The 19,457-nt window shown below is 71.7% G+C and carries 20 protein-coding genes, 1 tRNA gene and 1 riboswitch; of the genes, 11 read left to right on the top strand and 10 right to left on the bottom strand.

Annotated features, from left to right (window positions below; all coding sequences use genetic code 11):
- Positions 1-1,836, bottom strand: a complete 1,836-nt coding sequence (locus HOO61_RS23385; RefSeq protein WP_172262335.1) for an alpha-amylase family glycosyl hydrolase — start codon at positions 1,834-1,836, stop codon at positions 1-3.
- Positions 1,837-1,885: 49 nt separating this feature from the next.
- Between HOO61_RS23385 and HOO61_RS23380 the strand changes: the two genes are divergently transcribed.
- Positions 1,886-1,957, top strand: a tRNA-Thr gene (locus HOO61_RS23380).
- Positions 1,958-1,989: 32 nt separating this feature from the next.
- Positions 1,990-2,229 (top strand): hypothetical protein, encoded by a 240-nt coding sequence (locus HOO61_RS23375; RefSeq protein ID WP_172262333.1) that lies wholly within the window; start codon positions 1,990-1,992, stop codon positions 2,227-2,229.
- Here the strand turns inward: HOO61_RS23375 and pdxY are convergent.
- The 6 genes from pdxY to HOO61_RS23345 form a co-directional block, all read right to left on the bottom strand.
- Complete coding sequence (gene pdxY / locus HOO61_RS23370; protein WP_172262331.1) at positions 2,226-3,089, bottom strand: pyridoxal kinase PdxY; 864 nt, start codon at positions 3,087-3,089, stop codon at positions 2,226-2,228. The two genes, HOO61_RS23375 and pdxY, sit on opposite strands and share 4 nt — an antisense overlap.
- Before the next feature lie 22 nt (positions 3,090-3,111).
- Entirely contained in the window at positions 3,112-3,885 is a 774-nt protein-coding gene (locus HOO61_RS23365) for a dioxygenase (RefSeq protein ID WP_172262329.1), read from the bottom strand.
- A gap of 94 nt (positions 3,886-3,979) precedes the next feature.
- Positions 3,980-4,690 carry a uracil-DNA glycosylase gene (locus tag HOO61_RS23360; RefSeq protein WP_172262327.1) on the bottom strand — a complete coding sequence of 237 codons (711 nt, stop codon included), beginning with the start codon at positions 4,688-4,690 and terminating at the stop codon, positions 3,980-3,982.
- Positions 4,687-6,123: an aspartate aminotransferase family protein gene (locus HOO61_RS23355; RefSeq protein ID WP_367650295.1), complete on the bottom strand. Its 1,437-nt coding sequence runs from the start codon at positions 6,121-6,123 to the stop codon at positions 4,687-4,689. The genes HOO61_RS23360 and HOO61_RS23355 overlap by 4 nt, the downstream gene beginning before the upstream one ends.
- A complete protein-coding gene (locus tag HOO61_RS23350; RefSeq protein WP_367650294.1) occupies positions 6,120-7,469 on the bottom strand; it encodes an MFS transporter in 1,350 nt (449 codons plus the stop codon). Before HOO61_RS23350 ends, HOO61_RS23355 begins: the two co-directional genes overlap by 4 nt.
- The gene (locus tag HOO61_RS23345; RefSeq protein WP_172262325.1) at positions 7,466-8,644 is read right to left on the bottom strand and encodes an alpha/beta fold hydrolase; all 1,179 of its coding nucleotides are present in this window, start codon (positions 8,642-8,644) and stop codon (positions 7,466-7,468) included. Before HOO61_RS23345 ends, HOO61_RS23350 begins: the two co-directional genes overlap by 4 nt.
- Positions 8,645-8,755: 111 nt before the next feature.
- On the opposite strand from HOO61_RS23345, the gene HOO61_RS23340 reads away from it, so the two are divergent.
- From HOO61_RS23340 to HOO61_RS23325, 4 genes are read left to right on the top strand one after another with little or no spacing between them, the layout of a single operon-like run.
- Positions 8,756-9,394: a fasciclin domain-containing protein gene (locus HOO61_RS23340; RefSeq protein ID WP_172262323.1), complete on the top strand. Its 639-nt coding sequence runs from the start codon at positions 8,756-8,758 to the stop codon at positions 9,392-9,394.
- 39 nt (positions 9,395-9,433) lie between these two features.
- Positions 9,434-10,075: an RNA polymerase sigma factor gene (locus HOO61_RS23335; protein ID WP_216659228.1), complete on the top strand. Its 642-nt coding sequence runs from the start codon at positions 9,434-9,436 to the stop codon at positions 10,073-10,075.
- The gene (locus tag HOO61_RS23330) at positions 10,062-10,778 is read left to right on the top strand and encodes an anti-sigma factor (RefSeq protein WP_172262321.1); all 717 of its coding nucleotides are present in this window, start codon (positions 10,062-10,064) and stop codon (positions 10,776-10,778) included. The genes HOO61_RS23335 and HOO61_RS23330 overlap by 14 nt, the downstream gene beginning before the upstream one ends.
- Positions 10,779-10,838: 60 nt before the next feature.
- Complete coding sequence (locus HOO61_RS23325; RefSeq protein ID WP_172262319.1) at positions 10,839-12,410, top strand: FMN-binding glutamate synthase family protein; 1,572 nt, start codon at positions 10,839-10,841, stop codon at positions 12,408-12,410.
- Position 12,411: 1 nt separating this feature from the next.
- Here the strand turns inward: HOO61_RS23325 and HOO61_RS23320 are convergent, their stop codons facing one another.
- On the bottom strand, positions 12,412-13,854 hold the full coding sequence (locus HOO61_RS23320; RefSeq protein ID WP_172262317.1) for a trehalose-6-phosphate synthase: 1,443 nt from the start codon (positions 13,852-13,854) through the stop codon (positions 12,412-12,414).
- Positions 13,855-14,039: 185 nt separating this feature from the next.
- Between HOO61_RS23320 and HOO61_RS23315 the strand changes: the two genes are divergently transcribed.
- From HOO61_RS23315 to HOO61_RS23295, 5 genes are all read left to right on the top strand, one after another.
- Positions 14,040-14,333 (top strand): DUF3263 domain-containing protein, encoded by a 294-nt coding sequence (locus tag HOO61_RS23315; RefSeq protein ID WP_172262315.1) that lies wholly within the window; start codon positions 14,040-14,042, stop codon positions 14,331-14,333.
- Positions 14,334-14,390: 57 nt separating this feature from the next.
- On the top strand, positions 14,391-14,930 hold the full coding sequence (locus tag HOO61_RS23310) for a LytR C-terminal domain-containing protein (protein ID WP_172262313.1): 540 nt from the start codon (positions 14,391-14,393) through the stop codon (positions 14,928-14,930).
- A gap of 25 nt (positions 14,931-14,955) precedes the next feature.
- Positions 14,956-15,786 carry a trehalose-phosphatase gene (otsB, locus tag HOO61_RS23305; RefSeq protein ID WP_172262311.1) on the top strand — a complete coding sequence of 277 codons (831 nt, stop codon included), beginning with the start codon at positions 14,956-14,958 and terminating at the stop codon, positions 15,784-15,786.
- A gap of 76 nt (positions 15,787-15,862) precedes the next feature.
- Positions 15,863-16,003, top strand: a riboswitch (SAM riboswitch).
- A gap of 10 nt (positions 16,004-16,013) precedes the next feature.
- Positions 16,014-17,297, top strand: a complete 1,284-nt coding sequence (gene thrC / locus HOO61_RS23300) for a threonine synthase (protein WP_172262309.1) — start codon at positions 16,014-16,016, stop codon at positions 17,295-17,297.
- Positions 17,298-17,392: 95 nt separating this feature from the next.
- Entirely contained in the window at positions 17,393-17,668 is a 276-nt protein-coding gene (locus HOO61_RS23295; protein WP_172262307.1) for a MoaD/ThiS family protein, read from the top strand.
- Positions 17,669-17,696: 28 nt separating this feature from the next.
- On the opposite strand, the gene HOO61_RS23290 is transcribed toward HOO61_RS23295, so the two are convergent.
- Together HOO61_RS23290 and HOO61_RS23285 are read right to left on the bottom strand one after the other, a co-directional pair.
- Positions 17,697-18,194 (bottom strand): GDYXXLXY domain-containing protein, encoded by a 498-nt coding sequence (locus HOO61_RS23290; RefSeq protein WP_172262305.1) that lies wholly within the window; start codon positions 18,192-18,194, stop codon positions 17,697-17,699.
- A complete protein-coding gene (locus HOO61_RS23285; protein WP_172262303.1) occupies positions 18,191-19,420 on the bottom strand; it encodes a DUF2157 domain-containing protein in 1,230 nt (409 codons plus the stop codon). The genes HOO61_RS23290 and HOO61_RS23285 overlap by 4 nt, the downstream gene beginning before the upstream one ends.
- Positions 19,421-19,457 lie beyond the last annotated feature (37 nt).

The raw sequence follows: 19,457 nt of genomic DNA, 5'->3' as shown, positions 1-19,457 counted from the left end.
CTACCCGGCGCCGATCTCCCAGATGTCGAGACGCGACCCGGGGGATGCCGGCACCTCGACACCGTCGGGGCCGGCGGCCAGGTCGGCACCGCCCGGTTCGGACGCGAAGAGGTGCCGGCCGGACGCCGCGGGGAGCGTGAAGGCATCGCCCACGGCGCGGCGCGCGACGACCAGCACGGTCTGGTCGGGGTGCTCACGCAGGTAGGCGATGGTGTCGGCGTCGACGTGCGCCCAACGGAGACCGCCCCGGCGCAGCGCCGGGTGCTCGCGCCGGAGCCGGGCCAGGTCGGCGTACGTCGCCAGCGTCTGCTCGTCCCACTCCTCCCGGCGGTGCCACGGCATCGGGCGGCGGGCGTCCTCGCCGTTGACGCCCTCGAGCCCGATCTCGTCGCCGGCGAAGACCATCGGCACGCCCGGCATCGTGAACTGCATGCCGGCAGCGACCCGGTGGACGGCGGCGTCGCCGCCGACGAGCGTGCGGATGCGGGCCGAGTCGTGCGACCCGAGGATGTTCCAGCTCGACGCGGTGGCCCGCCAGCCGAGGGCCCCCTGCCACGCCCGGAACGTCTCGACGACGGCCGGACCCCCGCGCCGGGGCACCGGGACGGGGCGGCCGAACGGGCGCGCGGGAGAGGCCGGGTCGCGCAGCCACGACCAGACCGGCCACGAGAAGCCGGAGTAGTTCATCGTGCCGTGCCAGCCGTCGCCGTCGACGTCACCGGTCGCGTCGTGGTTGTGCTCGCCGATGACCCACGGGTCCTCGTGCAGGGCCGCCGCGGTGGCGCGCACGGTGCGGGCGACCTCGTGGGCGACGTCGATGGCGCCGAGGCGGCCGGTCATGTTGGCGACGTCGATGCGCCAGCCGTCGACGGCATAGGGCTTCTGGAGCCAGCGACCGACGACGGAGTCGGGTCCGTCGACCATCGCATGGCGGACGTCGAGGTTGGCGTGGTTGATCTTCGGCAGCGTGCCGTGGCCCATCCAGTCGGCGTAGGTGCCGTCGTCCTCGAAGTAGTAGAAGGAGCGGTGCGGGTCGCGCGGGTCGTCGACCGCGGAGAGGAACCACTCGTGGGTGTCGCCCGTGTGGTTGGTGGTGAGGTCGCCCAGGATCCGCCAGCCCCGCTCGTGCACCGCCGCGCTCAGCCGGGCGTACGCCTCGCTGCCACCGAGCAGCGGGTCGACCTCGGTGAAGGTCGTCGCGTTGTAGCGGTGGTTGCTCTCGCCGGGGAAGACCGGCGTCGTGTAGACGATGTCGGCCCCGACCGCGGCGACGTGGTCGAGGTGCTCGGTGATGCCGTCGAGGTCGCCGCCGTAGAGCTGCATCGGGGTGCGCGGGTCGCTGCCCTCGAAGACCACCTCGTCGTCCCACTCGGCCGGGAGCGCCCAGTCGGGCAGCTCGCGGAGGTCGGCGGCCGCGGAGCGCGCGAACCGGTCGGGGAACACCTGGTACACGACGCCGTCACGCCCCCAGTCGGGCGCGGGCGCGTGGGCGGTGAGCCGGAAGTCGGCGGCGTCAGGCAGGTCGTGGCCCACCAGCCCGGCGCCGGTGAGCCACTCCTGCTCCTCGCCACCGCTTCGCACGATGAGGAAGCGGTAGTGCGTCACCGGGTTGTGCACCGGCAGCTCGCCCTCCCACCAGACGATGTCGCCGGTGGTCGTCGAGGTCATCGGGTGGTAGACCGGCTCGGCGTCGTACGTCGTGCGCAGCCAGACCGCGTCGATCGGGTCGTCGGCGCTGGTGCGGACCCGGACGGTGGCGCTGGTGCCGAGCTCAGGTGCCTCGTCGGAGACGTAGAGCGGGGACCCGTCGTGGTGGGGGTCGTGGAGGAGGCTCACGGGCGACATCCTCCCTCACCTAGGATGGCCGCCGCGCCCTCGGGCGCACGCCGCGTTAGCTCAGGGGTAGAGCACCAATCTTGTAAATTGGGTTGCGAGAGTTCGAATCTCTCACGCGGCTCCGGTGTCGGTGGGGACACCTGGCGTCGTCACATGAGCTGCCTCGGGTGCGGCGCGACCCTGACCAAGCGACACCAGAAGGTGTACTGCAGCAACAGGCGCCAGCGCGCGATGGAGCCCAGGAGCAAGATCGAGCGCTGGCTGTCCACGGGCGTGGCACAGACCGCCACGAACGTCGGGCACTACATCCGGACCTACCTGCTCGAAGCCCAGCAGCATGCCTGCGCGATCTGCGGTTGCTCCACGCGCTACGCCGAGGGGAAGTCGTACTAGCGGACCTGCTGCACCTCGAACTCGCAGGCGGGCGACGCGATCGCGTCCTGCGCGGCGATCAGGCGGAGCTCCCGCTCGCCGGAGTCGAGGGTCTTCTTCAGCACGGCGAAGACCGACGAGGCCGTCCGGGCGAGGGCCTCGGCGGGGGATCCGGTCGTGCGCAGGTGGGCGGTGAACAGGGCGGCGGTGATGTCGCCGGACCCGTTGGCCTTCATCGGCAGGCGCGGGGTCGTCACCAGCCAGGCGCCGTCGGCGGTGACGGCGAGCATCTCGATGACGCCGTCGTCGGCACCCTCACGGTCCACCGACGTGACCAGCACCGTCGACGGCCCGAGGGCGCGCACCTCGTCGACGGCGGCCAGGACGTCGTCGAGCGACGAGGGGCCGCTCAGGGAGTCGCGGTCGGTGATGAAGCCGAGCTCGAACTGGTTGGGCGTCAGCACGTCGGCGACCGGGATCACCGTCGAGCGGTACTTCGGCGGGATCGCCGGGTTGACGAAGCACCCCGAGGTCGCGTTGCCCATGACCGGGTCGCAGGTGTACGTCGCGTCGGGGTTGGCCGCCTTGACCTGCGCGACCGCGTCCACGATGACGTCGGCGATCTCCGGCGAGCCCTGGTAGCCCGACAGGACCGCGTCACACGTCTCGAAGGCGCCCCGCTCGCCGATGCCGGTGATCACCTCGGCGACGTCCTCGGCCGCGATCAGCGGCCCGCGCCAGGCGCCGTACCCGGTGTGGTTGGAGAAGTTCACCGTCAGCACCGGCCACACCTCGTGGCCGAGGCGCTGGAGGGGGAAGACGGCCGCGGAGTTGCCGACGTGGCCGTAGGCGACGTGGGACTGGATCGAGAGGACGCGCACGGAGCGAGACTAGTTCAGGTCCTCAGGCGACCTGCAGCGAGCGCTTCGAGAGACCCATCCAGTAGCCGTCGATGACCTGGATGCCCGGCTCGTCGGCGGTTGTCGCGGCGCCCAGCGTCACGAACAGCGGCGTGTAGTGCTCGACGGTCGGGTGGGCGTACGGCATGCCCGGCGCCTTCGACCGGTACGCCGACAGCGTGTCGACGTCGCCGCGGGTGAGGGCGTCGGCGGCCCAGAGGTCGAAGTCCACCGACCAGCCGGGGGCGGCGGCCTCGATGCGGAACTCCTTGAGGAACGGCAGGCCGTGGGTGAGGAAGCCGGAGCCGATGATGAGCACGCCCTCCTCGCGCAGGGGACGCAGCCGCTCGCCGAGCTTCATCAGCCGGTGCGGGTCGTCGGTCGGCAGGGACATCTGGAGCACCGGGATGTCGGCCTCCGGGTACATGATCTTCAGCGGCACCCAGGCGCCGTGGTCGAGCCCGCGTGAGGTGTGCTGGTGGACCGGCTCGCCGCTCGGCATCATCGCCGCGACGCGCTGGGCCAGCGCGGAGGCGTCCGGCGTCTCGTAGGTCATCCGGTAGTACTTCGGCGCGAACCCGCCGAAGTCGTAGACCAGCGGCGCGCCGCTCGCGGTGAGGCTCACCGGGGCCGACTCCCAGTGCGCCGACACGATGAGGATCGCCTTGGGGCGCGGCAGGTCCTTGGCCCAGGCCGCGAGCTGGCCGGACCAGATCGGGTCGTCGAGCAGCGGCGGGGCACCGTGGCCGATGTACAGGGCGGGCATGGGAGTGGTCATGACATCCTCAATAGTTGTTGGTTCAACTATATTCCCCAAGTGGTCCAGCGGCAAGCGGTCGAGCGGGGCGTTCCCACGCACTTCTCCCGGCGGACTACCGCGCCGGGACGTCGTCGTACGCTGGAAGGGTCCAGTCGACGGGCTCGGCTCCCTGCTCCTCCAGCAGCCGGTTGACCGTGCTGAAGGGCCTGGACCCGAAGAAGCCGCGTCGCGCGCTCAGCGGTGAGGGGTGCGCCGACTCCACGCACGGCACGTCGCCGAGGAGCGGTCTGAGCTTCTGCGCGTGCCGGCCCCACAGGACCGCCGCGCAGGGTCCACCGCGCTCGGCGAGCGCGGTGATCGCGCGCTCGGTGACCGCCTCCCAGCCCTTGCCCTGGTGGCTGTTGGAGTCGCCCGGGCGCACCGTGAGGGTGCGGTTGAGGAGCATCACGCCCTGGTCGGCCCACGCCGACAGGTCGCCGTGTCGCGGCGGGACGATGCCCAGGTCGTCGCGCAGCTCGACGTAGATGTTGACCAGGCTCGGCGGCAGGGGCCACGCGTGGCGCTCGACGGCGAAGCTCAGCCCGATCGGGTGCGCGGGGTTGGGGTAGGGGTCCTGCCCCACGACCAGGACGCGTACGTCGGCGAGCGGGCGCTGGAAGGCCCGCATCACCAGGTCGCCCGCCGGCTGGTAGCCGTGACCGGCGGCCACCTCCTCGCGCAGGAAGCGGCCCATCTCCGCGATCCGCTCGTCGACGGGGGCCAGGGCCTCGGCCCAGTCGGGGGCCACCAGCCCCTTGTCGACCAGCCCGGCGAGCGCGCTCATCGGGCGTCCTCGCGGACGGGCCGCTGGAGCCGGTCGAGGAAGGCGACCAGCAGCGCCTCGCGCATGCGGGGCGACGCGACGTCGAGCATCGCGTTGACCTCCGCCATCCGGCTCGGCAGCTCGAGCTCACCGTCGGCCGACGCACCGACGAGCCCCGACGCGGCGAGCAGGCCGTCGAAGTCGTCGTCGCCGAGCGCGGCCGGGTCGAGCGCCTCGATGAACGCCACCACCTCGGGGTCGACGGCCACCGGGCCGGCTGCCTGCGCCGCCGCGACCGAGTCGGAGAGCGCCGTGGCGAACTCGTCGACGTGGACGAGCGTGCCGGCGCTGACCGACAGGTGGATGCTCGGACCGTCGTCGCCGAAGGAGATCTGCGGCTGGACGTACCACCCACGCGCCACCAGCTCGTCGGTCAGCGTGAACGGGTCGCACGAGGCGTCGGTCGCCAGCGTCACGAGCGTGGAGTCCGGCGGCACGACCAGTCGCAGGGCCGGCTCGCGCCCGATGCTCGCCACGATCGCGTCGACCGCGGCGAGTGCGCGGTCGGCGAGGGCGAGGTAACCGTCGTCGCCGATGTGCTCGACGACGGCCCACGTCCCCGCGACCGGTCCGCCGGAGCGGGTCGACTGGGTCGTGGCGTTGAGCATCGTGTAGCCCGGCCACGCCGCGGAGGCGAAGAACTGCGGCTTGCGCAGCGCCGCGTCACGGTGCAGCAGCAGCGAGGTGCCTTTCGGTGCGTAGGCGTACTTGTGGGTGTCGACGGAGATCGAGGTGACGCCGTCGACGGCGAACGTCCACGGCGGCACCGCACGCCCCAGCCTGGCGGCGTACGGCAGCACCCATCCGCCGATGCACGCGTCGACGTGGCAACGCACCCCGCGCTCGGCGGCCGCCGCGGCGATCCCGGCCACCGGGTCCACCACCCCGTGGGCGTACGACGGCGCGCTGGCCACGACGAGCACGGTGTCGTCGTCGATCGCCGCGGTCATCGCGGCCACGTCGGCCCGGAAGTCCGGGCCCACCGGGACGAGGACCGCCTCGACCCCGAAGTAGTGCGCCGCCTTGTGGAAGGCGGCGTGCGCCGTGCTCGGCAGCACCATCCGGGGCCGTACGACGTCGGGCCGGCTGTCGCGCGCGCCCTGGACCGCCAGCAGGATCGACTCGGTGCCACCGGACGTGACCGTCCCGACCGCCGAGCCCGGTGCGTCGAGCAGGTCGCACGCGAAGCCGACCAGCTCGTTCTCCATCTCCAGCAGCGACGGGAACGCCGTCGGGTCGAGCGCGTTGGAGGCGGCGTAGGCGGCCACCGCCTCGCGGGCGACGCGATCGACCTCGGGGTCGCCGGAGTCGTAGACGTAGGCCAGGGTGCGGCCCCCGTGCACCGGGAGGTCCCGGGCCTGGAGAGCGGCGAGCCGCTGCATCGCGTCGGTCACTGGACAGCTCCTTGGGCAGCCGCCACTTCGGCGGGGTCGAGGGCGTACTGGCGCAGCCACCACAGGCTGGCCACGGTCAGGAGGGCCGGCACGATCGAGAACCCCAGGGCGATCGCCGTCAACGCCGAGTCGGGCTGGGTGATGTCGCGCCCCTCGCTCGACAGGTAGCCGCCCAGCGCGAGCACCAGGGCGAACACCGCCGGCCCCAGGGCCAGGCCGAGCGTCTCCCCGGCGGTCCAGACCCCGGTGTAGACCCCGGCCCGGTTCTCACCGGTCACGGCGGCGTCGACCGCGGCGACGTCGGGCAGCATCGCCATCGGGAAGACCTGGCACCCGGCGTAGCCGACCCCGACGAGGCCGGTCGCCACGAAGGTCCAGACGTCGTCGCCGCCGCGCGCCAGCACGGCGAGGGCGGCACCCGCCGCCAACAGCAGCGACGCGGCGACGTAGCCCTGCTTCTTGCCGACGCGCTCGCCCCAGCGCGCCCACAGCGGCGTCAGCACCAACGCCGGGCCGACGAAGCAGACGAACAGGATCGTGGCCGCAGCGGTGCGACCGAGGAGGTCCTCGGCGACGTAGGCGACGCCGGCCAGCATGCAGCCGGTCGCGAGGGCCTGCAGGACGAAGGTGGTCAGCAGCACCCGGAAGTCGCGGGCGTGCGAGACGACGCGCAGCTGGTCGCGCAACGACCCCGCGCCTGCACCCACCGCGCCGATCGGCGCGCGGCGGGTGCCCCACCACGCGCTCAGCACGCCGACCAGGATGACCGTCGCCATCACGACGCCCATCACGCGGTAGCCGTCGCGCCCGCCCACCACGTCGCGGATCAGCGGCGCGGTCGCCCCGGCCGCCATGATGGTGAGCGCGAGGATCGCCACGCGCCACGTCATCAACCGAGTCCGCTCGTCGTACGACGAGGTGATCTCGGCGGGCATCGCGACGTACGGCACCTGGAAGAACGCGTACGCCGATGCCGCGAGCACGAAGAAGACGAGCACCCACCCCGCCTCGAGCCAGCGACTGTCGAGGTCGGGCGCCGCGAAGATCAGCGCGAAGGCGCCGGCCAGCATCAGCCCCGCCCGCACCAGCCACGGGCGTCGCGGACCGGCCGGGTCGACGGTGCGGTCGCTCACCCGCCCGGCGACAGGGTTGAGCACGACGTCCCAGGCCTTCGGCAGGAAGACGATGACGCCCGCCCACAGTGCGGCGATGCCGAGCTCGTCGGTGAGGTAGGGCAGCAGCATCAGCCCCGGCACCGTGCCGAACGCACCGGTCGCGACCGACCCGCTGCCGTAGCCGATGCGTACGCCGAGCGGCAGCCGCGCAGCGTCGACCGCCGTCCTCACCGCCCACCCAGGGCGCGGGAGCTCGCCGACCCGTAGCGACGCGACGGGTTCGACCCGATCGACCCCCGCGAGGCCTTCGTGGCAGGTGTCTTCTTCCCCGGCAGCGGGCCCCGCGACCACTCGTCCACCCACTCGTCGATCGCGGTCCAGGTCGTCCCGCGGGCGGCCCGGCCGGTGAGCATCCCGAGGTGGCCACCGGGCACGACCTCGAAGCGGACCTGCGGGGAGCCGGTCAGCAGCGGCACCACGGCGCGTACGGCCGGGAGCGGCGCGATGCCGTCGGTGTTGCCCGCGAAGACCAGCGTGGGCACCGAGATCGCGGCGAGGTCGATGGTCCGGTCGCCGATCTCCATGCGGCCCGTCGCGAGGGCGTTGCCCTTGACGAAGCGGTGGTAGAGCTGGCCGAAGGTGCGGCCCGGGTAGGCCGTCATGTTGTTCATGAACCGCGTGACCGCCTCCATCTGGGCCAGGTAGTCGGTGTCGTCGAGGTGGGTCAGCACCGCGATCGGCTTGGTGAGGACCTTCTGCGCCGAGGCGGCCGTGAAGGCCCAGTTGACCAGCGGGGTCGGCACGCCGCCCAGCGCGCGGTAGGCGCGGGTGACGACGCCCTTGCCCTGCGTGAGGTTGAGCAGCGGCCGCACCGGCGCGACGAGCGGCACCTTCGTCACGTCGACCGGCGACCCGACCACCGTGATGGAGGCGATCGGCAGGTCCTGCCGGTCGGCGGCGACGAGGAGGGTGAAGATCCCGCCGAGGCTCCAACCCACGAGGTGCACGCCGCGACCCCCCGCGTGCTCGTGGACGGCACGGATGGCGTCGGGCAGCACGTCGTCGACCCAGTGCTCCATGCCCAGCGCGCGGTTCTTGAACGACACCTGGCCGTACTCCAGCAGGTAGGTCGGACGGCCCTGCGTGACCAGGTGCTCGACGAGGGAGCAGCCGCGGCGCAGGTCGTAGCAGAGCGCGGGCGCGGCGAGAGGCGTCACGAGCAGGACCGGGTCGCCCGTCTCGGCGACACCGGCGGCGGGGCGGTAGTGGTAGACCTCGCGCAGCTCGCCGTCGTCGATGAGCGTCCGGGGCATCGGCCGCAGGTCGGCCAGCCCGCCGTAGAGCAGCGTGTGCGCGACGTTGCCGGCCGCGGCGACCACCTGGTCGGGCTTGGGGATGAGGTCCATGGAGGAAATCTACGTGCAAGAAATTTCGGGGGAGGTGCATCCGGTGGTGGGGTCGGGCCGGAGAAGAGGGGGACGGGCGCCACAGGGCGCCCCTGACGGAAGGACTCCCTCATGAAGCGACGCGTTCCCGCCATCCTCGCCGCCTCCGCCCTCGCCCTGGGCGCGGTGCAGGCCACGGCCCCCGCTGCCAGCGCCAAGGCCGCCGGTGAGGACAGCCTCGCCGCCCTCCTCACCTCCGACGGCGACACGTTCGACAAGGACAAGAACGACTTCGACATCGTCACCGAGGCCGCGCTCGCCATCGTCGGTGCCAAGCCCGAGTCCCCGGTCGCCCTGCTGGCCGACGGCAGCAAGCGCCTCACGGTCTTCGCCCCCACCGACCAGGCGTTCCGCAAGCTCGCGCAGGACCTCACCGGCAAGAAGATCCGGAGCGAGGAGAAGATCTTCGAGGCACTCGTGGACCTCGCGGGTGTCGACACCATCGAGACGGTCCTGCTCTACCACGTCGTGCCGGGCAAGACGCTGACCAGCAACAAGGTCCTCAAGGCCAACGGCGCCAAGCTGACCACCGCCCAGGGCGGCAAGGTGAAGGTCAAGGTCAAGACGAAGCCCAGCGTGAGCATCACGCTCAAGGACCGCGACAAGAACGACGAGGACCCGAAGGTCATCCTCAAGGCCATCGACCTCAACAAGGGCAACAAGCAGGTCGCCCACGGCATCGACCGGGTGCTCCGCCCGATCGACCTCTGAGGAACGGCCTGACGGACGCCTGACGGGCGGGGAGCGACGATGACCATCATCCCGTTCCCCGCCCGCGGTACCCGCCGGTACGGTGGCCCGGTGGTCACCGAGGCGATGTCGTTCGAGGACGAGCAGGACGATGGCGTCCGTGCGCTCGCCGCGCGTCTCGTCGCCGGCGACGAGACCGCCCTCGAGGAGGTCTACGACCGCTGGTCCGCACTGGTGCACACCCACGCGCTGCGTGCCCTGCGCGACCCCCACGACGCCGAGGAGGTCACCCAGCAGGTGTTCGTCGCGGCGTGGCGCAGTCGTCACACGCTGACCCCGAGCCCCGCCGCACTGCCGGCCTGGCTCGTGGGGATCGCGCGGCACAAGATCGCCGACGTACGAGCAGCCCGGGCCCGCGACGCCGACAAGCTCGCAGCGGTGGTGTCCCTGCCCGGCGCGCGCGACGACACCCTCCAGGCGGCCGACGACGAGGTCGCCGAGCGCCTCGTGGTCCGCCAGGCCGTCGAGGAGCTGCCCGATCCCCGCCGCACGATCATGTTCCTCGCCTTCTGGGAGGAGCGCAGCCACGCCGAGATCGCCGACAAGGTCGGCCTGCCGCTCGGCACCGTGAAGAGCCACGTCCGTCGTGGCCTGATGAAGCTCCACCAACAGCTGGAGGGGGTGCGCCATGAGTCACGCTGATCCCGAGCAGCTCGCCGGGCTCGCCCTCGACCCCACGGACGGTCCCGCCGAGGTGCGCGAGCACGCCGAGACGTGCCCCGAGTGCGCCGGCCTGGTCGCCGCGTTCACCGGCGTACGCCGCCGCGCGGGCGCCGACGCCCTGGTCCCGCCTCCTGCCGGACTGCGTGCCCAGGTCCTGGCCGAGGTGCGCGCGGGTCAGGCAGACCCACGGACCGGGCCCGAGCCGGCCGAGCCGTCGCCCCGTCGGGGTGTCCCGCTCTGGCTCGCCGGGATCGCCGCGGCACTCGCCCTCCTGGCAGGCATCGGGCTCGGACGCATCGGGGCGGGCGACACCGAGGCCCCGGAGGCCGGCGCCCCGCCCGCCGACACCGGCACCGTCGTCGCCGCGACCGCCCTCACCGCCCTCGACAGCGACGCCGAGCGCGGAGAGGCCAGCGCCGTGCAGACCGACGACACCTTCACCATCCGGGTGAGTGCGAGCGACCTCGGCGACGAGCCGGGCGTGCACGAGGTGTGGCTGATCAACGTCGACGGCGAGCGCATGATCTCGATCGGCCTGCTCGCCTCGGGCGACGAGGGAGAGTTCGCGGTCCCCATGCGACTCATCGACCAGGGCTATCGCATCGTCGACATCTCGGTCGAGCCGGAGGACGGCGACCCCACCCACTCCGGGGTGAGCATCGCCCGCGGCCAGCTCGCCTGATCCCCTCCCTCGGGACGGGCCGTCCTCGACAACGCGTCGTGGGAGGGCTAGGAACAGGTCATGAAGTGGAGGTACGCCATCCTCGGCGGCACGGCCGCGGCAGCAGCCGCGACGACCGTGCACGACCTGGTCCAGACGAAGCACGCGATCGTCCGCAACTTCCCGATCATCGGGCACGCCCGCTTCTTTCTGGAGAGGTTCGGACCCGAGCTGCGGCAGTACATCGTCACCAGCAACGACGAGGAGCGGCCCTTCAGCCGTGACCAGCGGCGCTGGGTCTACGCGAGCTCGAAGATGGAGAACAACTACTTCGGCTTCGGCACCGACAACGACGTCGAGCGCGTCGAGGGCTACCCGATCATCAAGCACCGCACGTTCACCGGCCCCGGCGCCGCGACGATGCCCCACGCCCAGGAGGAGATCGCGCTCCCGTGCGCCAAGGTGATGGGTGCGGCACGCGGCCGACCGCACGCCTTCCGCCCGGGGTCGGTGGTCAACATCTCCGGGATGAGCTTCGGCTCGCTGTCGGGAAAGGCCATCGAGGCGCTCAACAAGGGCGCCGCCATGGCCGGCTGCCTGCAGAACACCGGCGAGGGCGCGCTGTCGCCGTACCACCGTCATGGCGGCGACGTCGTCTTCCAGATCGGTACGTCCTACTTCGGGTGCCGTGACGAGCACGGACGTTTCGACATGGCGAGGCTCGTCGACCTCGTGCAGTCGTCGCCGGTGCGCGCCATCGAGGTCAAGTTGAGCCAGGGCGCCAAGCCCGGACTCGGCGGGATGCTGCCGGGGGAGAAGGTCAGCCGCGAGATCGCCGAGATCCGCGGCATCCCCGAGGGCACGGACTGCGCGTCCCCCAGCCGCCACGACGTCTTCGGCGACGTCGACTCCATGCTCGACTTCGTCGAGTCGGTGGCACAGGCCACCGGCCTGCCGGTCGGCATCAAGTCCGCCGTCGGCAACCTCACGATGTGGGACGAGCTGACCGAGGCCATGGCGAGCGGTGGCCGGGGGGTCGACTTCGTCAACATCGACGGTGGCGAGGGCGGCACCGGCGCGGCTCCGATGATCTTCGCCGACTCGGTCGCCTACCCCTTCCGCATCGCCTTCTCCGAGGTCTACCGGCGCTTCGCCGAGGCCGGGCTGACCGACGACGTCGTCTTCATCGGCGCCGGCAAGCTCGGCATCCCGGAGAACGCGATCGTCGCCTTCGCCCTCGGCGCCGACATGGTCAACGTGGGTCGCGAGGCGATGATGGCGATCGGGTGCATCCAGGCCCAGAAGTGCCACACCGACCACTGCCCGGTCGGCATCGCCACCCAGAACCCTCGCTACACCCGCGGCCTCGACGTCGGGCTCAAGAGCGTCCGCGCAGCCAACTACATCCGTTCCCTGCGGCGCGACCTGCTGAAGGTGTCCGAGGCGATCGGTGTCGTGCACCCCGGCCTGATCGCCCCCGGCGACATCGACCTCCTCGACGGGACCCGTACGTCGGTCGGGCTCGGCGCGGTCTACGGCTACGACCCATCCTGGCAGCGGCTCGGCCCGCGGCTGGTCAAGGAGGTCGAGGAGATCATGGTGGCCCAGGACGCCACCCACGGCGCCGCCGAGGGGACGAGCCCCCGGGCCTGAGTCACCGCGAGCGCGACGGGCGCACGGCCTTGTCGTGCTGCTCGGGCAGCTCCTCGAGCTCGCGCAGGAAGTCGGCGGCCCACTTCGCCACGTCGTTCTGCACCACCGTCCTGCGCATCGCCCGCATGCGCCGCGACGTCTCCTTCTTGTCCGCGGCGAACGCGTCGAGCAGCGCGGCCTTCATGCCGTCGATGTCGTAGGGGTTGACCAGCCAGGCCTGGCGCAGCTCCTGGGCCGCGCCGGCGAACTCCGAGAGCACCAGCGCACCGTCGTCGTCGAAGCGGCAGGCGACGTACTCCTTGGCGACGAGGTTCATCCCGTCGCGGAACGGCGTCACCACCATGACGTCGGCGGCGCGGTAGAACGCGGCCATCTCCTCGCGGGGATAGGAGTTGTGGAGGTAGTGGATGGCGGGGTTGCCGATCTTGCCGTAGTCACCGTTGATCCGCCCGACCAGCATCTCGATGTCGTCGCGCAGGATGCGGTACTGCTCGACGCGCTCGCGCGAGGGCGTCGCGACCTGCACGAAGACGGCGTCCTCGACGTCGAGGTGCCCGTCGCGCACCAGCTCGCCGAAGGCCCGCAGCCGGGAGTAGATGCCCTTGGTGTAGTCGAGCCGGTCGACGCCCAGGAAGATCCGCCGCGGGTTGCCGAGCGCCTCGCGGATCTCCTTGGCCCGCTGCGCCACCTCCTCCGAGCGCGCGAGCTCCTCGAACCCGGCCGTGTCGATGGAGATGGGGAACGCGGTCGCCTTCACCGGCCGGCCGTCGGGCAGGTAGATCGTGTCGCGGTGGGTCTTGTGGCCCACGCGGCTGCGCACGAGGCGCACGAAGTTGGCGGCGGCGCCGGGCAGCTGGAAGCCGATCAGGTCGGCGCCGAGCAGACCCTCCAGGATCTGCCGCCGCCAGGGCAGCTGGGAGAACAGCTCGGCCGGCGGGAACGGGATGTGGAGGTAGAAGCCGATGCGCAGGTCCGGGCGCTGGGCACGCAGCATCTGCGGCACCAGCTGGAGCTGGTAGTCCTGGACCCACACGGTCGCGCCCTCGGCAGCCACCTCGGCGGCCCGGTCGGCGAAGCGCTGGTTGACCGCGACGTAGGAGTCCCACCACTCGCGGTGGAACACGGGCTTGGCGATCACGTCGTGGTAGAGGGGCCAGAGCGTGCCGTTGGAGAACCCCTCGTAGAACTCCTCGACCTCCTGGGCGCTCATCGCGACGGGGATGAGGGAGAGCCCGTTCTCGACGAACGGCTCGAGCTCGTCCCCGTCGGCCGCGCCCGGCCAGCCGATCCAGGCGCCGTCGTTGGCTCGGAGCACGGGCTCCAGGGCGGTGACGAGCCCGCCGGGCGACGGACGCCACGACACCGAGCCGTCTTCCTGGGGCACCCGGTCCACGGGCAGCCGGTTGGCCACGATCACGAGGTCTGCCTGCGGAGCTCCACTCACGTCAGCAACCCTAGCGACGACCGGTGAGCCGCAGACCACCCCGCGGTGCCCCGCTCATGCGAGCCCGCGGCCGGTTTTGTCCAGACGACTCGCCGGAGGCGAATGACATCGTTGTCGTTCGTCGCCTAGACTCGTGCTCGTCCACCCGGTCACGGGTGGACGTGGGGTCGAGGAGGAGATGTCCGATGGACGCAGCCGAGCACATCGCAGCCGGGCAGGAGACTGCCGCTGGACTGAGCCAGCGCGATCGCGACATCCTCGAGTTCGAGCGGCACTGGTGGAAGTACGCCGGCGCCAAGGAGCAGGCGGTCCGCGACAAGTTCGACATGTCCTCCACCCGCTACTACCAGGTCCTCAACGCGCTGATCGACCGTCCCGAGGCGCTCGAGGCCGACCCCCTGCTCGTACGCCGCCTCCGCCGGCTGCGCGCCTCCCGCCAGCGGCAGCGCTCGGCGCGCCGCCTCGGGTTCGAGATCTGACACCACCGCCGACACCCGACGTCACGGCCCGCCCACTCACGATTGGTCACCTTCCCCATGGCCTCCTTCCCCAGCTCCGGCCGCACCTCGCCCCGCCGTCGTCGTGACGAGCGCGGCGTCGCCTTCCCGTCCCCGCTCGTGATGTTGTCGGTCCTCGCCGTCGCGATGGCCTCGATCACCTTCGTCGCCACCCGCGACCAGGCGCCGACCGAGCGCCGCGTCGACACCGCGACCATCGCGAGCGCCGGCCAGACCCCCAGCCCCACCGCCGAGCCGGCCCCCACGCCGACGAAGACGCCCAAGCCCAAGCCGCAGCTCAAGCGGGGCGAGGTCTACGTCGAGGTCTACAACAACTCCGGCATCCGGGGGCTCGCCGCCGAGACCGCCGCGAAGGCCACCGGCGTGGGCTGGGCCGTGGTCGGCGAGGACAACTGGCAGGGCCTCATCCCCACCAGCACCGTCTACTTCCCGCCCCGGCTCAAGGCGGCCGGCAAGCAGCTCGCCCTCGACCTGGGCATCAAGCGAACGGCGCCCGCCGTCGGTGTGATGAAGCGCGACCGTCTGACGATCATCCTCACGGCCGACGCCCCGCGCTGACCCCGCACGTGGTTGGGTTGACCCCATGGAGTTCACCTCCGACCACGCGCGCGCCCACTACGACGCCGTACGCGACGTCCTCGACGGCGTCGTCGTGGGCCTCGACTTCGACGGCACGCTGTCACCGGTCGTCGACGATCCCGAGGCAGCCCGGCTCCACCCGGCCGCTCCGGGTGCCCTCCTCGAGCTCGCCGAGGTGGTGCGCGCGGTCGCGGTGATCACCGGCCGTCCGGCGCGTCAGGCCATCGCCATGGGCGACCTCGACGCCCTGGGCAACGCCATGCTCGACCGCGGCGCCGAGCTGTTCGTCTTCGGCCAGTACGGCAACGAGCGCTGGTCGGCCACCGAGCAGCGGATCCGCTCGCCGCGGCCCCCCGCCGGGCTCGCCAGCTTCGAGCGCGAGCTGCCCTCGGTGCTGCGTGGCGCGGGTGCCGCCGAGGCGTTCGTCGAGGAGAAGGGCCTGGCCGTCGCGGTGCACACCCGACGCATGGACGACCCGGCCGGTGCCTTCGAACGACTCGTGAAGCCCATCGCGGCCCTCGCCGAGCGTCACCACCTGACGATCGAGCCCGGTCGCAACGTGATCGAGGTCCGCTCGGGCGACATGCACAAGGGCCACTCGCTGCGGGCGTTCGTCGCCGAGCAGGAGGCCACCGGAGTCGTCTTCGGCGGCGACGACCTCGGCGACGTGGAGGCCTTCGAGGCGGTCCGGTCGTTGCGCGCCGACGGCCTGCCCGGCCTCGTCGTGTGCTCCGCCTCGACCGAGCAGCCCGACCTCGTCCGGCTCGCCGACGTCGTCGTCGACGGCCCCGCGGGTGTCGTAGAGCTCCTGTCCGGCCTCGCTGCGCGTCGCTGACCGCGCGTCGGACGCCCGGCCGACCACATCGTGGACTCGATGTGCACATCGTGAGACGCCCTGCCTAGGCTGAGCCTGCTCATCACGAGGGACTGAGGGAACGGCCCGACGAAGTCCCGGCAACCACCCGCGAGCCTCCTGTCCGCCTCACCGGCCGGCAGTCGCGGGAGCAGGTGCCAAATCCGACCCCAGCGAGAGTCGCGGGGACAGATGAGAAGGAGGACTTCATGAGCACCCTGCTGGACGACACCACCACCACGACGGCGACGAAGCAGCTGCGCGAGGGGGCCTTCGGCAACGCCCGCGCGCTGGCCTGTCGCGAGTGCGGCCACGAGGTCACCCTGGGGCCGTCGTACGCCTGTCCGGAGTGCTTCGGTCCCCTCGAGGTGGCCTACGACTTCCCGGCCGTGACCCGCGAGGAGATCGCCGCCGGCCCCCGCAACATCTGGCGGTACAAGGCGCTGCTGCCGGTGCCGACCGACATCGAGCAGAGCCCCAACACCGAGCCGGGTTTCACGCGGCTGCTGGAGGCGAAGAACCTCGCCCGCGAGCTCGGCCTCGACAAGCTGTGGGTCAAGGACGACTCCACCAACCCGACCAACTCCTTCAAGGACCGGGTGGTGGCGTGCGCGCTGAGCGCTGCCCGCGAGCTCGACGCCAAGGTCTTCGCGTGCCCCTCGACCGGCAACCTCGCCAACGCCGTCGCCGCGGCCGGTGCCCGGGCCGGGATCACGACGGTGGTCTTCATCCCGAGCAACCTCGAGAAGCCCAAGCAGGTCAACTCCGCCGTCTACACCGACCGCCTCGTCGCGGTCGACGGCAACTACGACGACGTCAACAAGCTCGCCTCCGAGATCGCCGGCGAGGAGGAGGGCTGGGCGTTCGTCAACGTCAACGTGCGCCCCTTCTACGCCGAGGGCTCCAAGACGCTGGGCTACGAGATCGCCGAGCAGCTCGGCTGGCGGCTCCCCGACCAGATCGTCATCCCGGTCGCGTCCGGCTCCCAGCTGACGAAGGTCGACAAGGCCTTCCAGGAGCTGATCACTCTCGGCCTCGTCGAGGACAAGCCCTACAAGATCTACGGCGCGCAGGCCACCGGCTGCTCGCCGGTGTCGGTGGCCTACAAGGCCGAGACCGACGCCATCCGGCCGGTCAAGCCCGACACCATCGCCAAGAGCCTGGCGATCGGCAACCCCGCCGACGGCATCTACGTGCTCGACATCTGCCGCCGCACCGGCGGTGCGGTCGAGGACATCTCCGACGACGAGGTCCGCGACGCGATCGTGCTCCTGGCCCGCACGGAGGGCATCTTCACCGAGACCGCCGGCGGCACCACGGTGGGTGTGCTCAAGAAGCTCGTCGAGACCGGCCAGCTCGACACCTCGCTCGAGACCGTCGTGATCAACACCGGCCACGGCCTCAAGACCCTCGACGCGGTCTCCGAGCGCGTCGCCCCGGCCGCCACCATCGCCCCCAGCTATGACGCCTTCGTGGCGTCCAACGTCCTCTGAGAGGAAGATCAGCACATGAGCGAGCGCAGCGAGCGAATCATCCAACACAGCGTGTCAGGTGCCTCATGCGCGCACGGAGCGAAGCGAGTACGCGCATGAGTGTCTCGGTCCGGATCCCGACCATCCTGCGCACCTACACCGGCGGTGAGTCCGAGGTGAGCGCCGAGGGCGACACCCTCTCGGCCGTCCTCGACGACCTCGACTCGAGCTACTCGGGCATCAAGGGCCGGATCCTCGACGAGGCGGGCCAGCTGCGCCGCTTCGTCAACGTCTACGTCGGCAACGACGACGTGCGGTTCCTCGACGACCTGCAGACCGCGACACCCGACGGCGTCCAGATCTCGGTGATCCCGGCGGTCGCCGGCGGCTGATCCCCTGCCGGCTCTTGCCGGCACGCCGTCACGGAGCTCGTACGTCGACCACGGCGGCGTTGCCGCGCCCGTCGACCCGCAGTTCGGCGACCGCTCCGTCGCCCAGCAGGTCCTCGGCCTCCTGCGCCTCGTCCTGCGGAAGGAACCAGCTCTCGATGCCGCACCGGATCTGCCACGACCGGTCGTCGCAGGCGAGGTAGGGGCCGTTGTCCGGGCGCGTGCGGGACCATGCGGCGGCCACCCAGACCCCGTTCTCCTCGACGAGGCTGACGTAGACGTCGCCGGACTCGCCGTCGTCCAGCGCGCCGAGGCCCGGCTCGACGGCCGACTGTGACCCGTCGTGACGGAGGTCGGGGTAGTCGAGGGCGACGTACGCGCCACGGAACGGGTCGATCGGGTCGACCGGCGCCACGCGCACGACGTACGCGTCACCCGCCACCCGGGCGGAGAGCTGCGGTGCGACGCCCACGCCGACCAGGGCCAGCTGGGTCACGGCGACGATGCCGGTGACGGCGACGCGGTTCATCGGGCTGCTCCTTCGGTTCCGGTGGATGAATCGGTGTCGAGGGCGTGTGCCAGTTGTCGCCGGGCCCGGTCGAAGAGGAAGCCGGTCGCCAGGAAGACGGTGCCGAGCACCACGAACAGCCACGCACCGGTGACGATCGGCGCGAAGACCGCAAAGCTCTGGAAGGTCGTGAAGACCACCAGCCCCACCATCGCCATCCAGGTCAGCGGCGGATGGTCACGGACCGTGCCGAGGGCGACCAGGCCGACGGCGAGGACGACGTAGGCGACGACCGAGACCGCTGCGTGGCCCCAGTCCGCGGCGTCCACCGACGACGTGTCGGTCCCGGTGGTCCAGAGCCCGATCAGGGCGGCCACGACGAGCACGACGATGGCACCGACGGGCTCCAGGACCCGCAGGCCGGGGCGGGTGAGCACGGCGGCCAGTGCGGCGACGCCGGCGAGTACCAGCGCCACCACGAGCCAGGTCGTCCACTCGACGCCGTCCGAGCCGATGTCGGGGATCGCGGCGACGAAGAGGGCCAGCAGGGCCATGCCACCGCCCACCGTGCGCCAGGCCCAGGCGTAGGAGTCGATCCACCCGTCGTGCAGCACCGCGAGGCTCGCGGCCAGTACGGAGCCGGCCCCGAGGAGGAGGACCACGGTGAGTCCGTTGGGTGCGTCCCACAGCGGCTGCCAGAACCACCACACCACGCCGGTCACCAGGCCGACGAAGAACGGCATGTGCGAGCGGGTCAGGTAGCCGTGGAGCAGGGCCCCGGCTGCCCAGAGGCCCACGAGGCGGGGCTCGTAGGCGGGGACCTGCAGCGACTGCGCCGCCTGGAAGAGGACGGCACCGGCGCCGAGGGCGGCGAGGAGTCGTACGGCGCCGACGACCGGCGGGGAGGCCCGTCGCGCGGCCAGCACCTCGCCCCCCACCAGGAAGGCGAGCCAGAGCGCGGCGACGGTGCCGAAGCGGGCCGTCGGGGAGAGCTCGTCGAGGTTGGCGGCGACGAGCCAGATGAGTCCGACACCGACGAATCCGGCGCCCAGGTAGAGGAGGACGCGGCCCACGCTGATGCGGGCGTGGTGCTCGGAGCGGTAGCGCGACGAGATGCGGGCCGCCTGCTCCTCGCTGATGATCCCCTCTGAGGTCCAGCCGGCGAGCTCGGTGCGCAGCCATGCGAGCTGGTGCGGCGCGACCGGGTGCGTGACGACAGCGGGTGACGATGACGAGGTGTCGGTCATACCCCCACCGTGTCGCGCCGCGGGTGGATTGTCCTGA

The organism is Nocardioides sp. zg-1230, assembly GCF_013155335.1.
GTDB lineage: Bacteria > Actinomycetota > Actinomycetes > Propionibacteriales > Nocardioidaceae > Nocardioides.
This window is presented reverse-complemented; position numbering and strand designations above follow the sequence as displayed.

Bases quoted from the DNA above. Each gene is read 5' to 3' on its own strand.
- HOO61_RS23310 (WP_172262313.1), top strand. From the start codon at position 14,391: ATGGCCTCCTTCCCCAGCTCCGGCCGCACCTCGCCCCGCCGTCGTCGT.
- HOO61_RS23365 (WP_172262329.1), bottom strand. From the start codon at position 3,885: ATGACCACTCCCATGCCCGCCCTGTACATCGGCCACGGTGCCCCGCCG.
- HOO61_RS23360 (WP_172262327.1), bottom strand. From the start codon at position 4,690: ATGAGCGCGCTCGCCGGGCTGGTCGACAAGGGGCTGGTGGCCCCCGAC.
- HOO61_RS23330 (WP_172262321.1), top strand. From the start codon at position 10,062: ATGAGTCACGCTGATCCCGAGCAGCTCGCCGGGCTCGCCCTCGACCCC.
- HOO61_RS23340 (WP_172262323.1), top strand. From the start codon at position 8,756: ATGAAGCGACGCGTTCCCGCCATCCTCGCCGCCTCCGCCCTCGCCCTG.
- HOO61_RS23335 (WP_216659228.1), top strand. From the start codon at position 9,434: ATGACCATCATCCCGTTCCCCGCCCGCGGTACCCGCCGGTACGGTGGC.
- HOO61_RS23290 (WP_172262305.1), bottom strand. From the start codon at position 18,194: ATGAACCGCGTCGCCGTCACCGGCATCGTCGCCGTGACCCAGCTGGCC.
- HOO61_RS23285 (WP_172262303.1), bottom strand. From the start codon at position 19,420: ATGACCGACACCTCGTCATCGTCACCCGCTGTCGTCACGCACCCGGTC.
- HOO61_RS23315 (WP_172262315.1), top strand. From the start codon at position 14,040: ATGGACGCAGCCGAGCACATCGCAGCCGGGCAGGAGACTGCCGCTGGA.
- thrC (WP_172262309.1), top strand. From the start codon at position 16,014: ATGAGCACCCTGCTGGACGACACCACCACCACGACGGCGACGAAGCAG.
- HOO61_RS23375 (WP_172262333.1), top strand. From the start codon at position 1,990: ATGAGCTGCCTCGGGTGCGGCGCGACCCTGACCAAGCGACACCAGAAG.
- HOO61_RS23325 (WP_172262319.1), top strand. From the start codon at position 10,839: ATGAAGTGGAGGTACGCCATCCTCGGCGGCACGGCCGCGGCAGCAGCC.
- HOO61_RS23345 (WP_172262325.1), bottom strand. From the start codon at position 8,644: ATGGACCTCATCCCCAAGCCCGACCAGGTGGTCGCCGCGGCCGGCAAC.
- HOO61_RS23295 (WP_172262307.1), top strand. From the start codon at position 17,393: ATGAGTGTCTCGGTCCGGATCCCGACCATCCTGCGCACCTACACCGGC.
- otsB (WP_172262311.1), top strand. From the start codon at position 14,956: ATGGAGTTCACCTCCGACCACGCGCGCGCCCACTACGACGCCGTACGC.